Below are 15,920 nucleotides of genomic sequence, written 5' to 3'. Positions count from 1 at the left end.
CCTTACATCTAGTTTAGAGCGTAAATCGACGAACCAGCTTTTGCATATTCTCAGCCGTTTTGGACAGCTGCACAGATGATGCCGAGATCTCCTCCATTGCCGCCATTTGCTCTTGGGCTGCAGCCGAAGTAGTCTGGGCACTGTCAGCCGACACTTTCGAGATATTGGCCATTTCGGCAACCGTAGCAGAGACCTGCTCCGTACTTGCTGACAGCTGCTCTGATACAGCAGAAACATCTTGGATTTGATCCACAATATGCGTTGTAAATTGTTCAATGTTGGATATGGTAGCAGAAGCTTCTCGGCTAATGCGCATCCCTTCACCAACTTGATTACGTACTTTATCATTCATCAGTGAAGTTGATTTCTCGATCAGATCGAACATTTTGCCAATGGTAGCACCAATTTGTTCTGCACTTTGTTTGGACTGCAAGGATAACATACGTACTTCGCCTGCAACAACAGCAAAACCTTTTCCGTGTTCCCCTGCTCTCGCTGCTTCAATAGAAGCATTCAGTGACAGAAGATTGGTTTGTCGAGAAATATCGGCAATGGCTTCGTTCATTCGATTGGCTTCTGCCGATAGATTGGACAGCTCGTTAATTAAAGCTGATGTTTCTTCAACAGCTCCAAGAATATGTTCCATTTGTTCTTCGACTTGGTTTATGGTTTTTCCACCGTTTGCCACTGCACGCTCCGTCTCTTCGGCCGAATCAACAATTGCACTCGCAGATTCTGCGATCGTACTGATGCCTCTGGCCATTTCTTCCACTGCGTTCGCAGTTTGTTCCGAATTCTCCGCCCCAATTACAGCCGTTTCGGCAGTCTGCTGCATGGTCTCGGCAACATGTTGAACCGATGCGGCGGTTTGTTCTGTGCTTTCCTGTATCAATTGTGATGAATGACTTAGCAACGAGGATGTCTGATTCAGTTCACTAACAACGGACTGCAGCGAAATGGTCATTTGGTCAAAATCATTTGCCAATAAACCAAATTCGTCTTTGTTTTTTAGGTTAACCCGCTCCGAAAGATTTCCTTCCCGTACACTGCGGGTTGCCGTTCGCAGTTTTTGCATGGGTATCATAAATGATCTCAGAATAAAGAATATGATGACTCCGGCTAACAATACAGAAATAATAATTACCGTGAGGCTAGTGACCAGGATTGGTTTCGCAGCGGCGATGAAATCTTCATGGCCCATCAAAGCAATGACATTCCAACCCGTTAAAGCATTAACACCATTATAAACCTCCAAGTCATACTCCAAGTCCGTTCTCACAAATTGGGAGAAGGCCATCGGTTCATCAGAACTTGAAGCTGTATTGGGATGGACTGGTATTCCGTCAATAAGCGCTCCGCCGAGCTCTCCTCCCCCACCTTTTGCAATGGCACCGGACCAAGCCGCGATGGTTCGATTGGCATCAACGACGATCAGACTTCCATTGCCTCCAACATCCACATAAGATAGCTCTTTGGCTAGTGGCTCAAGATCAAGTTTAATACTTGCCACACCTTGTTCGTTAGTTAGAGCTTTTGATATCTCCACATAAATCTTTCCGGTAACCGGGTCTTTCGTGATGTCAGAAAAAGTTAGAGCTCCATTGTTGCTTTTACTATTGGTGTACCATTCCGCACTGCGTGGATCATATGCTGCTTCCCCTATTTCTGGAGAAGTAATGAAGTTTCCTTGGTCATTCCCTACCGTAATGGAGAGAATATCAGGATATGTATCAGCTAATTGGTTTATTTCTGCTTGAACCGCTTCGGTGTTCGCTTCGATGGATGCGGAGCCAAACATGTTATCTAAATAACTCAATAATTGTGCTTTTGCGCCCACCAGGTTATCAATATGCTGCCCTGTCATTGTTAACATGGTATTCATTGGATCTGTCATTCTTTGTTGAACCTGATCCTGCGCACTGTGATAGGAGAAATATCCGATAAGCGCAGTTGGAATAATGAGTACAATAAGGAAAGCTGCAATTAGCCTGGTACTCATTAGACGTAAAACAGATACCCCTTTTTTAACAAAAGATATTTCTTTCTTTTTATTTTTCTTTTTTTCTTTCAAATGTATCGCCCTCTCACTATGAATTCTGAACATCACTATATATCGGTATATCTAGGAAATAATTTAATTATTGGTATAATTTATTTCTATAAGTAATAAACAGAATTTAGAATAGAACTCCTCTCCGTTGAATTTAACACTGGTAAAACTTCAATTCGATCCAGAATGTAAACACAAAAAAACCCATATATATACACACCCAAAGAAACTTTGGGCATTTATATACATAGGTATTGCCTGAAAAAGATCAGTAACAAGCCTTATTTGTTTTGTATTATAGCATAAATAAAAGGAATTTGTTAACTATATTCAGTTTAGTCGCCGAGATGTACGCGGATCACAATATCCTGGTCATGATTGCCGAAACCTGCCCCATACAGGGTTAATCCCCCGACATTAACGGCTTGTTCCTCAACCGCGAATCGAAGGGTCCAGAACGGTTCACTCAGCTTAATATCTTCTAAAGTCACGTTTGACATCTGTTCTCCATCTATATATGTGCCCGACGTATCCATTCGAATCGTCTTTAACAAGCCATATTGATTCACGTTACGATGCCACCATTCCGGTGTATATTTCCCGCGTGCCGCTCGTCCAAAATCCGCCGGACTCGTCCAGGTTCCCAGGACAACGCCATTAAACGTAAATGTAATATCCGATGGCCAATCGTCTTTTAACCCTGGTGCTTCTGAAGCAATCTCCATGGAAATTTCTATGGCTTCAACTTTTGGGTCGGGGAACAGGTAGTTCGGAGTTTTGTATTCAACATAGCCCCTCCCGAACCACAATATGGAGGCTTGAACCCGCTCAGGATCCAGGAAGTAACGAGGATCATCCCATATTCCTATCTCCTTCTCTCGCGTACCCAGTCCGCAGGTTGGATGGATATCAAATGCGGTGTAATGACCAACGGAAATGGTCTGCTCTCTTATATTCGAAACTCTGCTGGCAGAAGGCAGTTCAATTTCAATCTTTTTTTGTTTGAGAAAACACATTTTGTGTGTCCCACCGTTTCGCCGCACTCTGCGACTCCCAATGAGTTCTGCTTGTTCGAGTTTTCGTACGTGCATTGTCACAATGGACGGACTGAGTTCGATCTTGGCCGCTATATCCTTGACACTCATTTCTTGATCGGCAATTAACTTCATGATGTTCCATCGGACTTCACTAGCCAATGCATCGTATAATGCCATAAATTTGGATTCTCCGTTTGATCGGATCATGTACACACTCTCCTGAAGACTCTTGTTGAAATCACATTTATATAAATTTATAGAATATTAAAAGAAAATACAACCCATTTATATTGAAATAAAATGAATAGTGGTGTTTAATTTCATTATTCCATGCGATTAGAATTCTTATTTATATGAATTAATCATTGAGGTGAAAGAACAGATGAAGTTTAATAATCCGGTCGTTAAAGGTTTTTATCCAGATCCAAGTGTGTGTAAAGTAAACGATACCTATTATCTGATTTGCAGTTCATTTCAATATTTTCCCGGCGTTCCGATCTTTGAAAGCAAAGATCTTATTAATTGGGAGCAAATCGGTCATTGTCTGACCAAGACAAGCCAGGTCCAACTTGAACATGTGAATAGCTCAGGAGGCGTATTCGCTCCTACTCTTCGTCACCATAACGGACGATTTTATATGACGACGACAAATGATACGACACACCAAAATTTCTATGTATGGACAGATGACATTTATGGCGAATGGTCTGAACCGATTTACGTAGATCAGGGTGGAATTGATCCGGACTTATATTTTGAAGACCATAAAGCGTATTTCATGAGCAACGGCTCCGATGATTTTGGTGTATCGGGTATCGTACAATGTGAAATCGAGATTGAAACCGGCAAGAAGCTGACACCAAGCCGTACGATTTGGCAAGGTTCAGGCGGTCGTTATCTGGAAAGTCCTCATATGTATAAGATCAATGGCCTATATTATCTGCTGGCTGCTGAAGGAGGTACCGAGTATGGCCACATGGAAACGTATGCCAGAGGCTCCTCTGTATCCGGTCCTTTCGAAGCCTATCCTCACAATCCGGTCCTTACCAACCGGAATCTGGGCGGTTATGAGCTGCAGGGTGTAGGGCATGGGGATCTAATCCAGGATAATCAGGGGAATTGGTGGCTCTTCCATTTGGGATTCCGGCAAATTGGACAATGGCAGACTTTTCATCATCTTGGCCGCGAAGTTTTTCTGGCGCCTGTAACATTTCATGAGGATGGCTGGTTTACAGCTGGTCATAATGGGACCACTCTATTAACTTTCGAAACAGATCGCATACCCGATTCGGTTGTTCAGGCAGAGAAAAAGTCATTTACGTTTGAAAATACGGAATGGCACAAGGAATGGTGTTACCTTAGACACCCTCATTCGCAGAATTATCTCTTACAGCCAAACAAGCTCACACTGAAAGGGACAGAAATTTCGCTGGATCAACCGGATACACCCACCTTCATCGGTATACGGCAAAAAGATTTCAATGCGGACATTTCATGTGATGTCACACTCACTGACGGAGAAGCGGGTATCACCCTCTATATGGATGAACACCATCACTATGATATAGCTATACGGAAAGACAACAACGGATACAAGGTTATCGAGCGGCTTAATATAGGAGATATCAAATCCATTGAAAATGAAGTAGACTTGGGAAACAGTAATCAAGCAGCATTGAAGATCCGGGCAGCTCATGATCGCTATACCTTCATACTTCATGCAGATGGCGAGGATATTCACTTGGGCAGTGCACAAACAAAATACCTTTCCTCTGAGGTCGCCGGCGGGTTTACAGGTGTTGTTATCGGTTTATATGCTTACGGACATGGTGCTTTGGCCGAGTTCTCCGAGTTTAAGTGTGACTATATTTAATATACAGCTAAACCAAATAAGACAAAAAAGGAAGTGCCCTTTTCTCGGTTTTCTACGGGAAAAAGGGCTTTTCTTTTATTAGAGACAAGGAGTCCATTCAAACTAAAAACATTTGAATATACTATTCTGTCACATTATTCCGCAACATCCACATTTGGATTGAGTGTTTTGGCGCCATAAGTGATCACCTTCTCAGGAAATGATTTTAATCCACCACTCTTGCCCCAATTAACCTATAGCGCATACGTTAGCTCTAATTTGCTCGGTACGGTTCGCGTTGTCCCAGAGAACTTTGATGGGTTTGTTGTCTCGGACTAATGCGATCTGAAATCTTTTCAATTATTAAATTCCAGCAAAAAAAAGTGAGGATGTCCTCAAAGCTAAAGCTTTGGAGACACCCTCGTTTATGGTACAAGTTTGCGTTTAATTACACAGCTTACATGGTGCTAATATCAATGACGAATCTATACTTCACATCGGAAGCCAATACCCGTTTGTAGGCTTCGTCAATCTGATCAGCCGAGATGATTTCGATGTTAGGCACGATGTTATGTTCCGCACAGAAATCCAGCATTTCCTGAGTTTCGCGAATGCCCCCGATCATGGATCCTGCAAATGAACGACGGTGGCCGATGAGGGACATCACGTTTACAGCTAACGGTTCCCCTGGTGCTCCTACATTAACCAGCGTACCATCCAGAGTGAGCAATCCGAAGTAAGCGTTAATGTCGATATTGGCACTTACCGTATTAATAATCAAATCAAAGGAACCCGCAAGTTTCTCAAAGGTTTCCCCTTCGCTTGTAGCATAATAATGGTCAGCGCCGAACTGCAAGCCATCCTCTTTTTTATTCAACGATTGGGACAGAACAGTTACCTCGGCGCCCATGGCATGTGCAATTTTCACAGCCATGTGACCAAGTCCGCCCATACCTACTACAGCTACTTTTTTACCTGGAGCTGCTCCCCAGTGATGAAGCGGCGAGTATGTCGTAATTCCTGCGCAAAGTAATGGTGCAGCGACATCAAGCCCGATGTTGTCAGGAATCCGGACGATGAAGTCCTCAGTCACGACAATATGGGTAGAATAGCCGCCTTGTGTAGGCTCGCCGTATTTATCAACACCTGCGTAGGTAGGAATATTTCCTTTGAGACAATATTGCTCTTCTCCACGCTGGCAGTTCTCACATTCGCCACAGGAGTCAACCATACATCCGACCCCTACTCGGTCACCGACCTTATATTTCGACACTTCGGTTCCTACATCCGTAACAATACCAGCGATCTCGTGTCCAGGTACAAGCGGATAATTCACAGGGCCCCATTCACCATGAGCCGTATGGATGTCAGAATGACAAATGCCGGCATATTTGATTTCGATCAGGACATCATGAGTATCCAAATCACGTCGTTTAATTTCAGCCGCCCGGAACGATTGGTCCGGACCGTCCACAGCTCGTGCTTTAGCAGTTATCATAATAGTAACCTCCTGAAATGTTCATTTTTTAAGAGAAACGCTCGTTAGGGACAATACATATCAGAATAAACATTAATTTTATCCCTGCTCTTTTCTCTTGCAAACTCATCATAATCCCTCTAGTTAACTCTAGGTCAAATGTCTATTCTTAAAAAAATTTAGGTGGTTTTTAGAATACCGCTTCATACCCTTCATGTTTCTGTGAATTTTGACATCCTGAATACAGAGTGATAAAATTTCACACATATCCTAGAGTTAGCTCGAGGTCTATGCCTAGAAAAGGAGAAGACAAATGCCTTATTCGATCAGTGAAGTTGCCAAAGAATTGAATCTCACCGTATATACATTGCGTTATTACGATAAGGAAGGACTTATGCCTTTTGTAGAACGTACCCCTAGCGGAGTACGCAAGTTCAAAGATTCAGACATCGATTTCTTAAAGATCATTCAATGCCTGAAACTTACCGGTATGCCAATCAAGGATATCAAAGATTTCATCGAATGGTGTTCCGAAGGCGATTCCACGCTGCAGGAAAGGTACGACATGTTTATTGAGCGAAAGGCTAGTGTAGAAGCACAGTTGGAAGAACTGAGAAAGACCATGGAAGTCATAGAACATAAATGCGCCTATTATAAAACTGCCCTCGAAGCCGGAACGGAAGAAATTCATAAACAGAATAAGATTAGTCATTCGATGTCCAACTAAAGAGGAACACAAAAAAAACTAGACTCCTTTGAGGGTCTGGTTTTTTTGTGCTAATCATTGCTGCAAAGTTGCCGATTCAGTTGGTGTGTTCCGTTTATCTTAAACTCAATCGGGTCCTGTTCTTCTCGGCATCCATTACAAGTCCAGATATCACTCACAAAGTATTTCAACTGCTGGGCATCTGTTCTTTATATTCCGTGGGACTGAATCCCGTATATTCCTTAGAGAAATAATGCTGATCGCTGAATGATAGCAAATCCGATAATTCCTTGAACTTCATGTCGGGTTGGCATTCCATCAGCCTGCAGGCTTCCTGGATCCTCAGACGGGTGTAATATTGAACAAATGTGCTTTGCGTGACGTTTTTGATCACTCTGCTGACGTAAGATGGACTGACGTGAAACTTCATGGCGATATCATTGATGGACAAGTGGGAATACTTATTGAGCTTGATATACTCGTCAATTTGCTCGAATAGGACCGCCTTACTTTTTCGAACATGTGATTGCAGCATATCAAAGCACTGCCCTGTCCATTCCGTTAGTTCCCGGCAAAAATCAGCATATGTCTTTTCCTCATAAAGTTCTCTTGCTCTAAGCTCCAGACCCAGCCTAATTCCCGAGCCCTGTTCTTCGTACAGATGAGCAAACGTATCCACCACTAAACCGATGAATCGTTCCACTTCTTTCACATGCACATTGTCCTCCGCCCAACGGTCCTGCAGCTCGGACAGTTTCAGAGTGAATCGATCCTTCTGATGATTTTGCATCATATGGACAAAAGCAGATTCCAACACGGAATTCAGGCAGCCTGATTCCAATCTTGCCATCGAAACAGGAATTCCAGTATCCAGTGCAAGCCCTTGTTTCAGCCGCTGCTGAGCCGACAAAATCGATGTTATTTGGTGATAGAGTTCAGGCAAATGGACGGATTCAGAAGAGAGCAGCTGCCCCCCGATGATGGCATCCATGTTGTGGGCAATTAAATGCCGTCGCAACGATTCCAGACACTCATGCACAGAAGAATATAATGCAAGAACCCCCTTATTTACGAACATGATAAATTGATGTGGCGTTTGACTCAGAAATACGTGACATGGCTGTGGAGCAAATAAATCCTCCACTATGGTCAGAAGCTTCTGATGGGTCCACCGCTCCCGGTCTGAGGTGAAGGGCTGTTTGCGTATAATGATCATCATTTGTGTAAACAGAGAAAAATCGTCCCCTTGTTGTAATTCAGCATGACACTGGGGATCGACGATCTCTTGCAATTCCTGGAGGTTCTTAGACTTCTGTTGAGCGAGCTGCTCCATGACCCGGCCCATGACCTCCTCCAGCGCCTCTTGCTCCACGGGTTTCAGCAAGTAGTCGAACACCTGCAGATTCAGAGCTTTTCGTGTATATTCAAAGTCGCTATAGCCGCTGATTAATATGACTTTCAGGTCCGGATTGGCTAGCTTTGCCTGCTCGATTAACGTTAGGCCATCCATCTTGGGCATCCGAATATCTGTTAAGAGTAGATCAATGTGCTCAAGGTGAATCGCTGCCAGGGCATCCTCCCCGTTCGTTGCCGTAGCCACTACCCGAATTGGCAAGGTAAGCGCATCCAAAAGCATCTTAATATTACGCAATATCGGTTTGCTATCCTCAACGATCATGACGTTATACATCACCTGTGTCTCTCCTTTGCTCAGTAAAAATCTTTTGTCAGCGAGCCGATGATTTGAATGGTTGCTCCTCTTTCCTCGTCCGCTTGATTATTGAAAATGTTAAAAAAAAGCCGGTTACTATACATCAGTTTAAGTCGGTTAACGCTGTTGAGTATTCCCATATTACCGAGGGACGTTGGATGATGGGGCAGTTGATTCATCCCGGCATCTGATTCCTGAACATTGGCTAAGATTTCCCGGATTTTATCGGGTGAGAAGCCTTCTCCGTTATCTTTAATTTCAAGCGCCCATAATCCGTTATATTGCTTCACTGTAATTCGAATACGCCAGGGCGGTGCAGTATTGGAAAAGGCATGCTCAATGCAATTTTCCACAAAAGGCTGAATAATCAACCGGGGCAGCCGAATCTCACTCGCTAACGCGTCAGCGCTGATGTCCCATTCCAGGTCTTCCTCATATTTTTGCTGTACTAGCGATAAATAATGTCTGGTATGCTCAAGCTCATCAGCCAGGGTCACATGTGCATAAGGTGAGGATACGATATACCGCAGACTGTCCGAGAGGTGTTTGCACATATCGGATACAACTTTGGTTCTCCCCTCCTGTGCAGCGATGCTGATTAAATAAAGCACGTTATGGATAAAATGAGGGGCTATCTGAGCTTGCAGCGCCGAATTCCGCGCCATGACCTCTTCATGCAGTGCCGCTTTTTCACGGTCAATGGATTGCTGCAATCGTTCCATCAGATCCTGAAAAGCCTCATTCAACAGCAGCAAATCATTATTCTTTGGCCTTTCATCCACTTTGAGATTCATATTGCTATAGTTGATGCGCCAGATCTGGCTGCGAAGCTTGCGGATGGGAAGCAATAGATTGCGCGTCGTCAGGAAGATGTAGACAAACGAAACCAGCATCAATGCCGTAATCAACAGAATGGACATGCTCTGTACAGAATGGATCGAGCCTAATACCGACTTTCTTGGTGTAACGATATACGTAATCCAACCCGTGCTGGGAGATGTGGAATGCGTCACGTAGTTGTTGTGTTCGTCTACATACAATCCTTCGTCAATCAATGTCTTAGCCCATTTCAACGACTTCGCAGCTGTTTCCGAGCCGGTCATCTGCTCACCTTGCTGGTTCAGAATATACACATCGCCAGCTGTAATTCCTTCAGTAAGCTTTTGAATATAAGCCTGATCCATCTGAATGCTAAGATAACCGTATACCTTGCCGTTCTGATCGTTGATCGTACGAATAAAGGAGATGGTATCCGATTCCCGGACCAGAATAAATCCGCTCCCCTCCCACTTTCGTCCAACACTGCTGTTTTCCACCATGGTGCTCAGGATCGCCGGAAGATTGCCGGTTCCGAGATACGACGTAAGCAGCACGCCTTGTTTGTCATAAATTGACATGTCCTTGATATTCATACTGGGCCCGATGGCCTGAAACATAATATCTTTCAGCTTCCGGATTTGCTTCAACCTTTCATAATTACTATGAGCCGAGGAACTTTTGTCCATTGTGACAAAAATATCCTTGCTGGACAAGATTCGCTGGGACATCTGGTTCTGCTGCTCCACATAGAGATCCACCTGTTCTCTTACCTTTGTCGCTGTCACTAGGGTATCCTGTTCTGTTTTTTGTTTGAGCGGGCGAATAACGACAATGTTTACATAAACGATAAAACAGCCCAGCACGAACAAAAGCAGTGCCAGAAACGTCAAAAAAACCTTGGTTTGCAAACTGAATTGAGTTGCCCTATGTATGAACTTCGCCATTCTTCGTAAGCTCCCCCTGTTCTACATGATCTGACATTCACAATCATTTATGTCTTACTGTATCATGCACTTGAATGAAATGATAGCGATTTCAAGTTCAGGATTTTACACATAAACGTTCAAGCACAGACATGTACCGGGGACCAATAAATATTTATAATTAAATTTGTAAACGGATTCATAAAACGTTTTAGAGGGGGATTTGCTTTGAAGACGCATAAGAGAAAAAAAGCATTATCTATTGTTCTAGCCAGTTTATTATCCATCTCGTTAACCGCTTGCGGATCAGGAAGTTCTGATTCCGGCACGTCTGCTGGCGGAGACAGCAAAAATGCCAAGGTCACCCTGGAACTGGCCATTTCCAAAAGTTCGCAGGACTCTGCCTTTATTCAGCAGGACATTCTGGATGAGTTTGAAAAACAGACCAACATTCGCGTGAATCTGCAGCTGATTCCAGCTGAACAAACCACAACCGTATTACAAACCAAGCTTGCTGTTGACGAAACGCCTGACATCATTCAATACAATCTCGCGAGCGCAGTGACGGATCTGAACCTTGAACGCAACTTCGAGATCCTGGATAACGAGCCGTGGGCGAGCAGAATTGTGAACAAAGACGTCCTGTCTTCCGGTGGTCATCTCTACAGTTTCCATGTCAGCCAGGATACAGGTATGCAAGGGGTTGTTTACAATAAACAGATCTTTGAGGAACTCGGCCTATCGATTCCGACAAACTACGAAGAATTTCTGGCCATTTGTGAAAAAATCAAAGCGAGTGGCATCACCCCCGTATTTATGCCGTACAAAGATGCCTGGGCCGCCAACATCTGGCCTGCAGCAGCGTTTGCCGATTTTGCAGCCAAGAATGAGCCAACGTTTTTTGATGATCTGAACAGCAACAAGAAAAAATGGTCTGATATCCCGGAATTCAAAACATTCCTGGAACAGCAATATGAGATATACACCAAAGGATACACCAATGCTGACGTGCTTAGTGACAGCTACGACATGGCCGTGGGTAAATTCCTAAACAAGGAAGTCGCCATGATGTTTATGGGTGACTGGCTAATTGAAGGGGTTGCCCAGCAGGATCCAAACATGGAGCTCGGCGTATTCCCTATCCCGTCTTCTGAGGATGCAAGCCTGGGAGCAAGTCCACTCGGCGGACAGCTGTTCATTCCGAAAAAATCCAAGCATCTGGAAGAGGCCAAACAGTTCCTGGACTTTATCGCCTCCAAAGAAATTGCGCAACAGATCGTGGATTCCAAAGGTTATGTATCCAATTTCAGTGATGTTACAACACCGGAGCTGCCTGCCTACAAGCAGGACATCGTGGATAATTACATTACCCCTAAGAAAACCGTGTTAACAACGGATGCCTATATGCTGGTTGACCGCAGTGAGCTGTACCGATTGCTGCAGGATCAGTTTGCAGGCGGCTTGACACCGGAAGAGGTACTGAAAGCATGGGACGAGAAATTCAGCCAATTGATGCAAGACAAAGGTGTGGCCGGTTTCTAAGAAGATAAATACAGGTCAGCATAGCACTCCTAAGTGATATGCTGACCAAGCTATAACGGAGCGTGAGACATGAAAAGGGCTAAAAATTTATATTCGTATTACATGATATTTCCGGCACTGCTTATCTACTCCATCTTCTTCGTTATTCCTGCCATGGCAGGTTTCTACTATTCATTTACGGATTGGCGGCTGGACCGACTGGAACTGCAGTTCATCGGCTGGGATAATTTCAAGAAGATTTTCTCCGACAAAACGCTGATCCTGGCACTTCAAAACACGGCGATATTTGCGATCGTCACGGTCATCGGCAAAAATGTCATCGGTCTACTGCTGGCCGTAGGACTTAACATGAGACTAAGAACCAAGAATCTGCTGCGTGCCATCTTCTACTCCCCATCCATTCTGAGTATTCTTGTCATCAGCATTCTGTTTACACCGATGCTGCGCACGGAAGGCACGATCAATCGCTTGCTGGAATCCGTAGGTTTGGATTCATTAAGCCAGGCTTGGCTCACCAACCCATCCATTGTCATCTGGACAATTGCCATTGTCTCCATCTGGCAGAGTGCCGGTTTCCAGATGGCCATCTATCTGGCCGGGTTGCAATCCATTTCCCAGGAATATTACGAGGCTGCCACCATAGACGGGGCGAGTTCATGGAAAAGCTTTTTCAAAATCACCCTGCCACTACTGCTGCCAGCCATTAACATCAACCTGATGCTGACGCTCATCGGCGGACTCAAAGTATTTTCGGAAGTGTACGTCATGACCGGCGGAGGACCGGGTAACGCGTCTCAGGTTGTGGGCACCATTATTCTGCGCTCCTTCGGTGAAGGCAACTGGGGACTCGGTACCGCAGTCAATACATTGCTGTTCGTAGTCGTCACCATTATTGCCATTCCACTGCTGATTTTTATGCGTCGTAAGGAGGTTACCGAATAATATGGGTTATACACGCAAACTGGCCATCCGCAATTACATTGTGGAAGGGTTCCTGATTCTGGCCTCCCTGATTGTTCTATTGCCGCTCGTGATTCTGATCTTCGGTTCGTTCAAAACAAGTGCTGAAGTGCTCAGCTTCTCACTGAGCCTGCCTGATACATGGCAATTCTCAAACTATGTCCGAGTCTTCGAAGAAGGCGGTCTGTCCCGGGCATTTCTCAACAGTATCTGGATTACAGGCGTTTCGTCCGTGATCAACATTGCTGCATCTTCGGCTGCATCATTCATCCTGGCACGTCGGGAAACGAAAGTTTCCGGTGCCATCTACATGTATTTTTTCATGGGGCTGATCGCTCCGATGTCAATTATTACGACCATTCGGGTCGTGCAGGGTTTGGGATTTTACGGAAGTATCACAAGCGTCATCCTAATTTATGCAGCTCTTAATACGGCTTTTAGTGTATTTTTGTATAGTGGTTTTATCAAAACGATTCCGAGAGCGCTGGACGAGGTGGCGTTTCTGGAAGGCGCAAGCGTGTTCGGTGTATTCTTCCGCATCGTCACACCACTCATTCTGCCTGTTAACGCTACGGTAGCCATCATGGTGTTCATGTCCGTATGGAATGATATCACAATACCGGTGTACTTCCTTACGGACAGCTCAACGTGGACGATGCCGCTTTCGATCTATAATTTTTACGGCAAATACAGCCGGGACTGGAATCTAATTTTTGCCAATCTGGTGCTTACTTCCCTGCCTGTTTTCATCCTGTACTTATTTGGTCAGAAATACATCGTAAGCGGTCTTACGGCTGGAGCAGTTAAAGGCTGAGCTTCGTGAGGTTAGGAACTTTAAGATAGAAATTCGAAATCTCTCAAATTGCACCAAAAAAACCCACTCATTAAGGTGGGTTTTCATCTTTTTGGCGCAACCGTAAGCACGATTAATTGTGCTTATGATTCGCTTTTCTTTTTAACCCGCTTGGGCCTTGTCAGTTCGAAACTATGCTTGATCATTCCATGCACATCCTCTTCCGGCAGTTTACCTTCCACATTAACCGTGTTCCAATGTTCCTTGTTCATATGGTAACCAGGTGTTACCTCCGGGAATGCGTTCCGCAAGAAATCCGAACGTTCAGGATCACACTTCAGATTCACACATACATGACCGTTATAGTTGTGTAAAATGAGTGCAAACAATTTTTTGTTTCCTTGGTGGCGTATCGCCGTCCATCCTTCTCCGAATGGATGATCTTCGTATGAACTGGGATAAGACAAACAGTACTCCGTTAACTCTTCCAACGTCATCTGCTCTATTTCCTCCATCTGTACATTTCTGGGTTTACTCCATTTATCTCATTCATTTTGTATGAACTGTGGTATATATGCAAGCATCCTTACTCTACAAAAGGAAAAAAGAACCGGCATTTTCCTAGCCGATTCTTCTGGACTAAACCCTTATGGATATCGCTGACTATACCTCTTGTGCAACTGGTGGTGCTTTTTCCGGCGCTTTTTGGTTCATGATCGGCACCATCACCAATGCGCCAATGAGAAACAAAAATCCTGCTCCACTATAGATCGTGCTCAGTGAAAAGGCATCCTTCAGCGCACCTGCGAAGGACATGGAAATGACCATCATGCCTACGAACATCGGATTCAGAACCCCATTCACCCGACCGACAATCGAAGACTCTGACCATTTCAGAATCATTGTGCTGATCCCAATGTGAATGCAAGGGAACACTAACCCATTCAGAAATTGAACGGTCAGAGTGACAGGAACGCTGGTTGAGTACCCTACAATGGCTGTGCAGACCGCGCCAGCGATCATGCCGATCGCAAGAAGAACTTGCGGCGGAACCTTCTTCGCGAAAACGGCTACGATACCGCCACCGATCAGCATGGCTGCTCCGTTCACCATTAGCAGGTATTGCAGGAACTCCTCGCTTCTGCCAAGCCGCTCCGTTACGATAAACAGGTTGAGCGCTTGGGCTACGCCAACAGCGAGTCCCGCAAGAATAAACGCGAGTCCAAGCATTCGCAGCACTTGACTTTGCCATACATAGCGAAAGCCTTCCACGAATTCTTTACGGAACTGTCCTTTAACTGCAACTGTTTGTGCTTGCATATTGTCCTCTGGCAGACGAATGAGCACGAGTGCGGAGAGCAGAAAAACGATACCCATGACAGCAATGGACACTTCAAGTCCAAACGTGCTGTAAACGAAGGTCCCGAGCATCGGGCCGAGCACCATGAAGATGGCCATTAGCGATTGAAACAGAGCCATGCCTTGCTGCAGCTGCTCTTCGGCTACATGATACTTGAACAATCGCATGCTTGAAGGTTGGGAGAACTGCGAAAGAATAGCCGAGATGAATGCGACCAGGTAGACAGAATGCCAAGAACCGTAATGGATGGTCAGAAGTACTACAAATACCGATACCGCAGATAATAAATCACACCAGATCATCGTTCGCTTCGGACGCCAACGGTCCGCAAAGGTGCCTCCGATGAACGAAAAAACAAAAATGGGTGCAAATTCTGCGACGCTGATGAGGGAGATCGCATAAGGATCATTGTTTGTTGTCTCCGCAACGTATAGGAGTATAGCAAAATTACGTACCCAGATACCGATCTGCAGGAGAACGCTTGATAATAATATCGTCTGAAGGAACCGGTTGCGAAACAGGCTAGGTGCATTGGTGCTTTTTTCGTGCCTACTCAATCTCCTCAACCTCCAATTTTTGATAAAGATGCCCATACAAAATAATGATATGACGTCTCCTTTCACATCATAATTATACGGACATCGTTATCGTGCGCCTCCTACTAAAGACTGATTTTATAGCATGTATTTC

12 protein-coding genes are annotated in these 15,920 nt (G+C 44.7%); 5 read left to right on the top strand and 7 right to left on the bottom strand.

Annotated elements, in window-relative coordinates; genetic code table 11:
* Positions 1-13: 13 nt before the first annotated feature.
* On the bottom strand, positions 14-1,999 hold the full coding sequence (locus tag HP552_RS06775) for a methyl-accepting chemotaxis protein (protein ID WP_376768943.1): 1,986 nt from the start codon (positions 1,997-1,999) through the stop codon (positions 14-16).
* A gap of 386 nt (positions 2,000-2,385) precedes the next feature.
* Positions 2,386-3,294 carry an ArsR/SmtB family transcription factor gene (locus tag HP552_RS06770; RefSeq protein WP_175394809.1) on the bottom strand — a complete coding sequence of 303 codons (909 nt, stop codon included), beginning with the start codon at positions 3,292-3,294 and terminating at the stop codon, positions 2,386-2,388.
* A gap of 175 nt (positions 3,295-3,469) precedes the next feature.
* Here HP552_RS06770 and HP552_RS06765 point away from each other — a divergent pair, with 175 nt between their 5' ends.
* Positions 3,470-4,960, top strand: coding sequence for a glycoside hydrolase family 43 protein (locus HP552_RS06765; protein ID WP_175394808.1), 1,491 nt, complete (start codon positions 3,470-3,472; stop codon positions 4,958-4,960).
* 436 nt (positions 4,961-5,396) lie between these two features.
* Here HP552_RS06765 and HP552_RS06760 read toward each other — a convergent pair whose 3' ends face one another.
* Positions 5,397-6,437 (bottom strand): NAD(P)-dependent alcohol dehydrogenase, encoded by a 1,041-nt coding sequence (locus HP552_RS06760; RefSeq protein ID WP_175394807.1) that lies wholly within the window; start codon positions 6,435-6,437, stop codon positions 5,397-5,399.
* Positions 6,438-6,729: 292 nt separating this feature from the next.
* Between HP552_RS06760 and HP552_RS06755 the strand changes: the two genes are divergently transcribed.
* A complete protein-coding gene (locus HP552_RS06755; protein WP_175394806.1) occupies positions 6,730-7,143 on the top strand; it encodes a MerR family transcriptional regulator in 414 nt (137 codons plus the stop codon).
* A gap of 166 nt (positions 7,144-7,309) precedes the next feature.
* Here HP552_RS06755 and HP552_RS06750 read toward each other — a convergent pair whose 3' ends face one another.
* Positions 7,310-8,812 (bottom strand): response regulator, encoded by a 1,503-nt coding sequence (locus HP552_RS06750; RefSeq protein ID WP_175394805.1) that lies wholly within the window; start codon positions 8,810-8,812, stop codon positions 7,310-7,312.
* Between the two features lie 20 nt (positions 8,813-8,832).
* A complete protein-coding gene (locus tag HP552_RS06745; RefSeq protein ID WP_175394804.1) occupies positions 8,833-10,596 on the bottom strand; it encodes a sensor histidine kinase in 1,764 nt (587 codons plus the stop codon).
* 207 nt (positions 10,597-10,803) lie between these two features.
* Here HP552_RS06745 and HP552_RS06740 point away from each other — a divergent pair, with 207 nt between their 5' ends.
* From HP552_RS06740 to HP552_RS06730, 3 genes are all read left to right on the top strand, one after another.
* A complete protein-coding gene (locus tag HP552_RS06740; protein WP_175394803.1) occupies positions 10,804-12,117 on the top strand; it encodes an ABC transporter substrate-binding protein in 1,314 nt (437 codons plus the stop codon).
* Between the two features lie 69 nt (positions 12,118-12,186).
* A complete protein-coding gene (locus HP552_RS06735; protein WP_175394802.1) occupies positions 12,187-13,059 on the top strand; it encodes a carbohydrate ABC transporter permease in 873 nt (290 codons plus the stop codon).
* A 1-nt stretch (position 13,060) separates the two neighbouring features.
* On the top strand, positions 13,061-13,891 hold the full coding sequence (locus HP552_RS06730; RefSeq protein WP_175394801.1) for a carbohydrate ABC transporter permease: 831 nt from the start codon (positions 13,061-13,063) through the stop codon (positions 13,889-13,891).
* A gap of 122 nt (positions 13,892-14,013) precedes the next feature.
* On the opposite strand, the gene HP552_RS06725 is transcribed toward HP552_RS06730, so the two are convergent.
* Both HP552_RS06725 and HP552_RS06720 read right to left on the bottom strand, forming a co-directional pair.
* Complete coding sequence (locus HP552_RS06725; protein ID WP_175394800.1) at positions 14,014-14,367, bottom strand: MmcQ/YjbR family DNA-binding protein; 354 nt, start codon at positions 14,365-14,367, stop codon at positions 14,014-14,016.
* A 166-nt stretch (positions 14,368-14,533) separates the two neighbouring features.
* Positions 14,534-15,787: an MFS transporter gene (locus HP552_RS06720; protein WP_175394799.1), complete on the bottom strand. Its 1,254-nt coding sequence runs from the start codon at positions 15,785-15,787 to the stop codon at positions 14,534-14,536.
* Between the last annotated feature and the right edge of the window lie 133 nt (positions 15,788-15,920).

Source organism: Paenibacillus xylanilyticus, from assembly GCF_013359935.1.
Taxonomy (GTDB): domain Bacteria; phylum Bacillota; class Bacilli; order Paenibacillales; family Paenibacillaceae; genus Paenibacillus; species Paenibacillus xylanilyticus.
This window is presented reverse-complemented; position numbering and strand designations above follow the sequence as displayed.

Excerpts from the sequence above, each read along its gene's own strand:
- HP552_RS06735 (WP_175394802.1), top strand. The coding sequence starts at position 12,187 with ATGAAAAGGGCTAAAAATTTATATTCGTATTACATGATATTTCCGGCA.
- HP552_RS06760 (WP_175394807.1), bottom strand. The coding sequence starts at position 6,437 with ATGATAACTGCTAAAGCACGAGCTGTGGACGGTCCGGACCAATCGTTC.
- HP552_RS06725 (WP_175394800.1), bottom strand. The coding sequence starts at position 14,367 with ATGACGTTGGAAGAGTTAACGGAGTACTGTTTGTCTTATCCCAGTTCA.
- HP552_RS06730 (WP_175394801.1), top strand. The coding sequence starts at position 13,061 with ATGGGTTATACACGCAAACTGGCCATCCGCAATTACATTGTGGAAGGG.
- HP552_RS06770 (WP_175394809.1), bottom strand. The coding sequence starts at position 3,294 with ATGATCCGATCAAACGGAGAATCCAAATTTATGGCATTATACGATGCA.
- HP552_RS06755 (WP_175394806.1), top strand. The coding sequence starts at position 6,730 with ATGCCTTATTCGATCAGTGAAGTTGCCAAAGAATTGAATCTCACCGTA.
- HP552_RS06750 (WP_175394805.1), bottom strand. The coding sequence starts at position 8,812 with ATGTATAACGTCATGATCGTTGAGGATAGCAAACCGATATTGCGTAAT.
- HP552_RS06775 (WP_376768943.1), bottom strand. The coding sequence starts at position 1,999 with ATGAGTACCAGGCTAATTGCAGCTTTCCTTATTGTACTCATTATTCCA.
- HP552_RS06765 (WP_175394808.1), top strand. The coding sequence starts at position 3,470 with ATGAAGTTTAATAATCCGGTCGTTAAAGGTTTTTATCCAGATCCAAGT.
- HP552_RS06745 (WP_175394804.1), bottom strand. The coding sequence starts at position 10,596 with ATGGCGAAGTTCATACATAGGGCAACTCAATTCAGTTTGCAAACCAAG.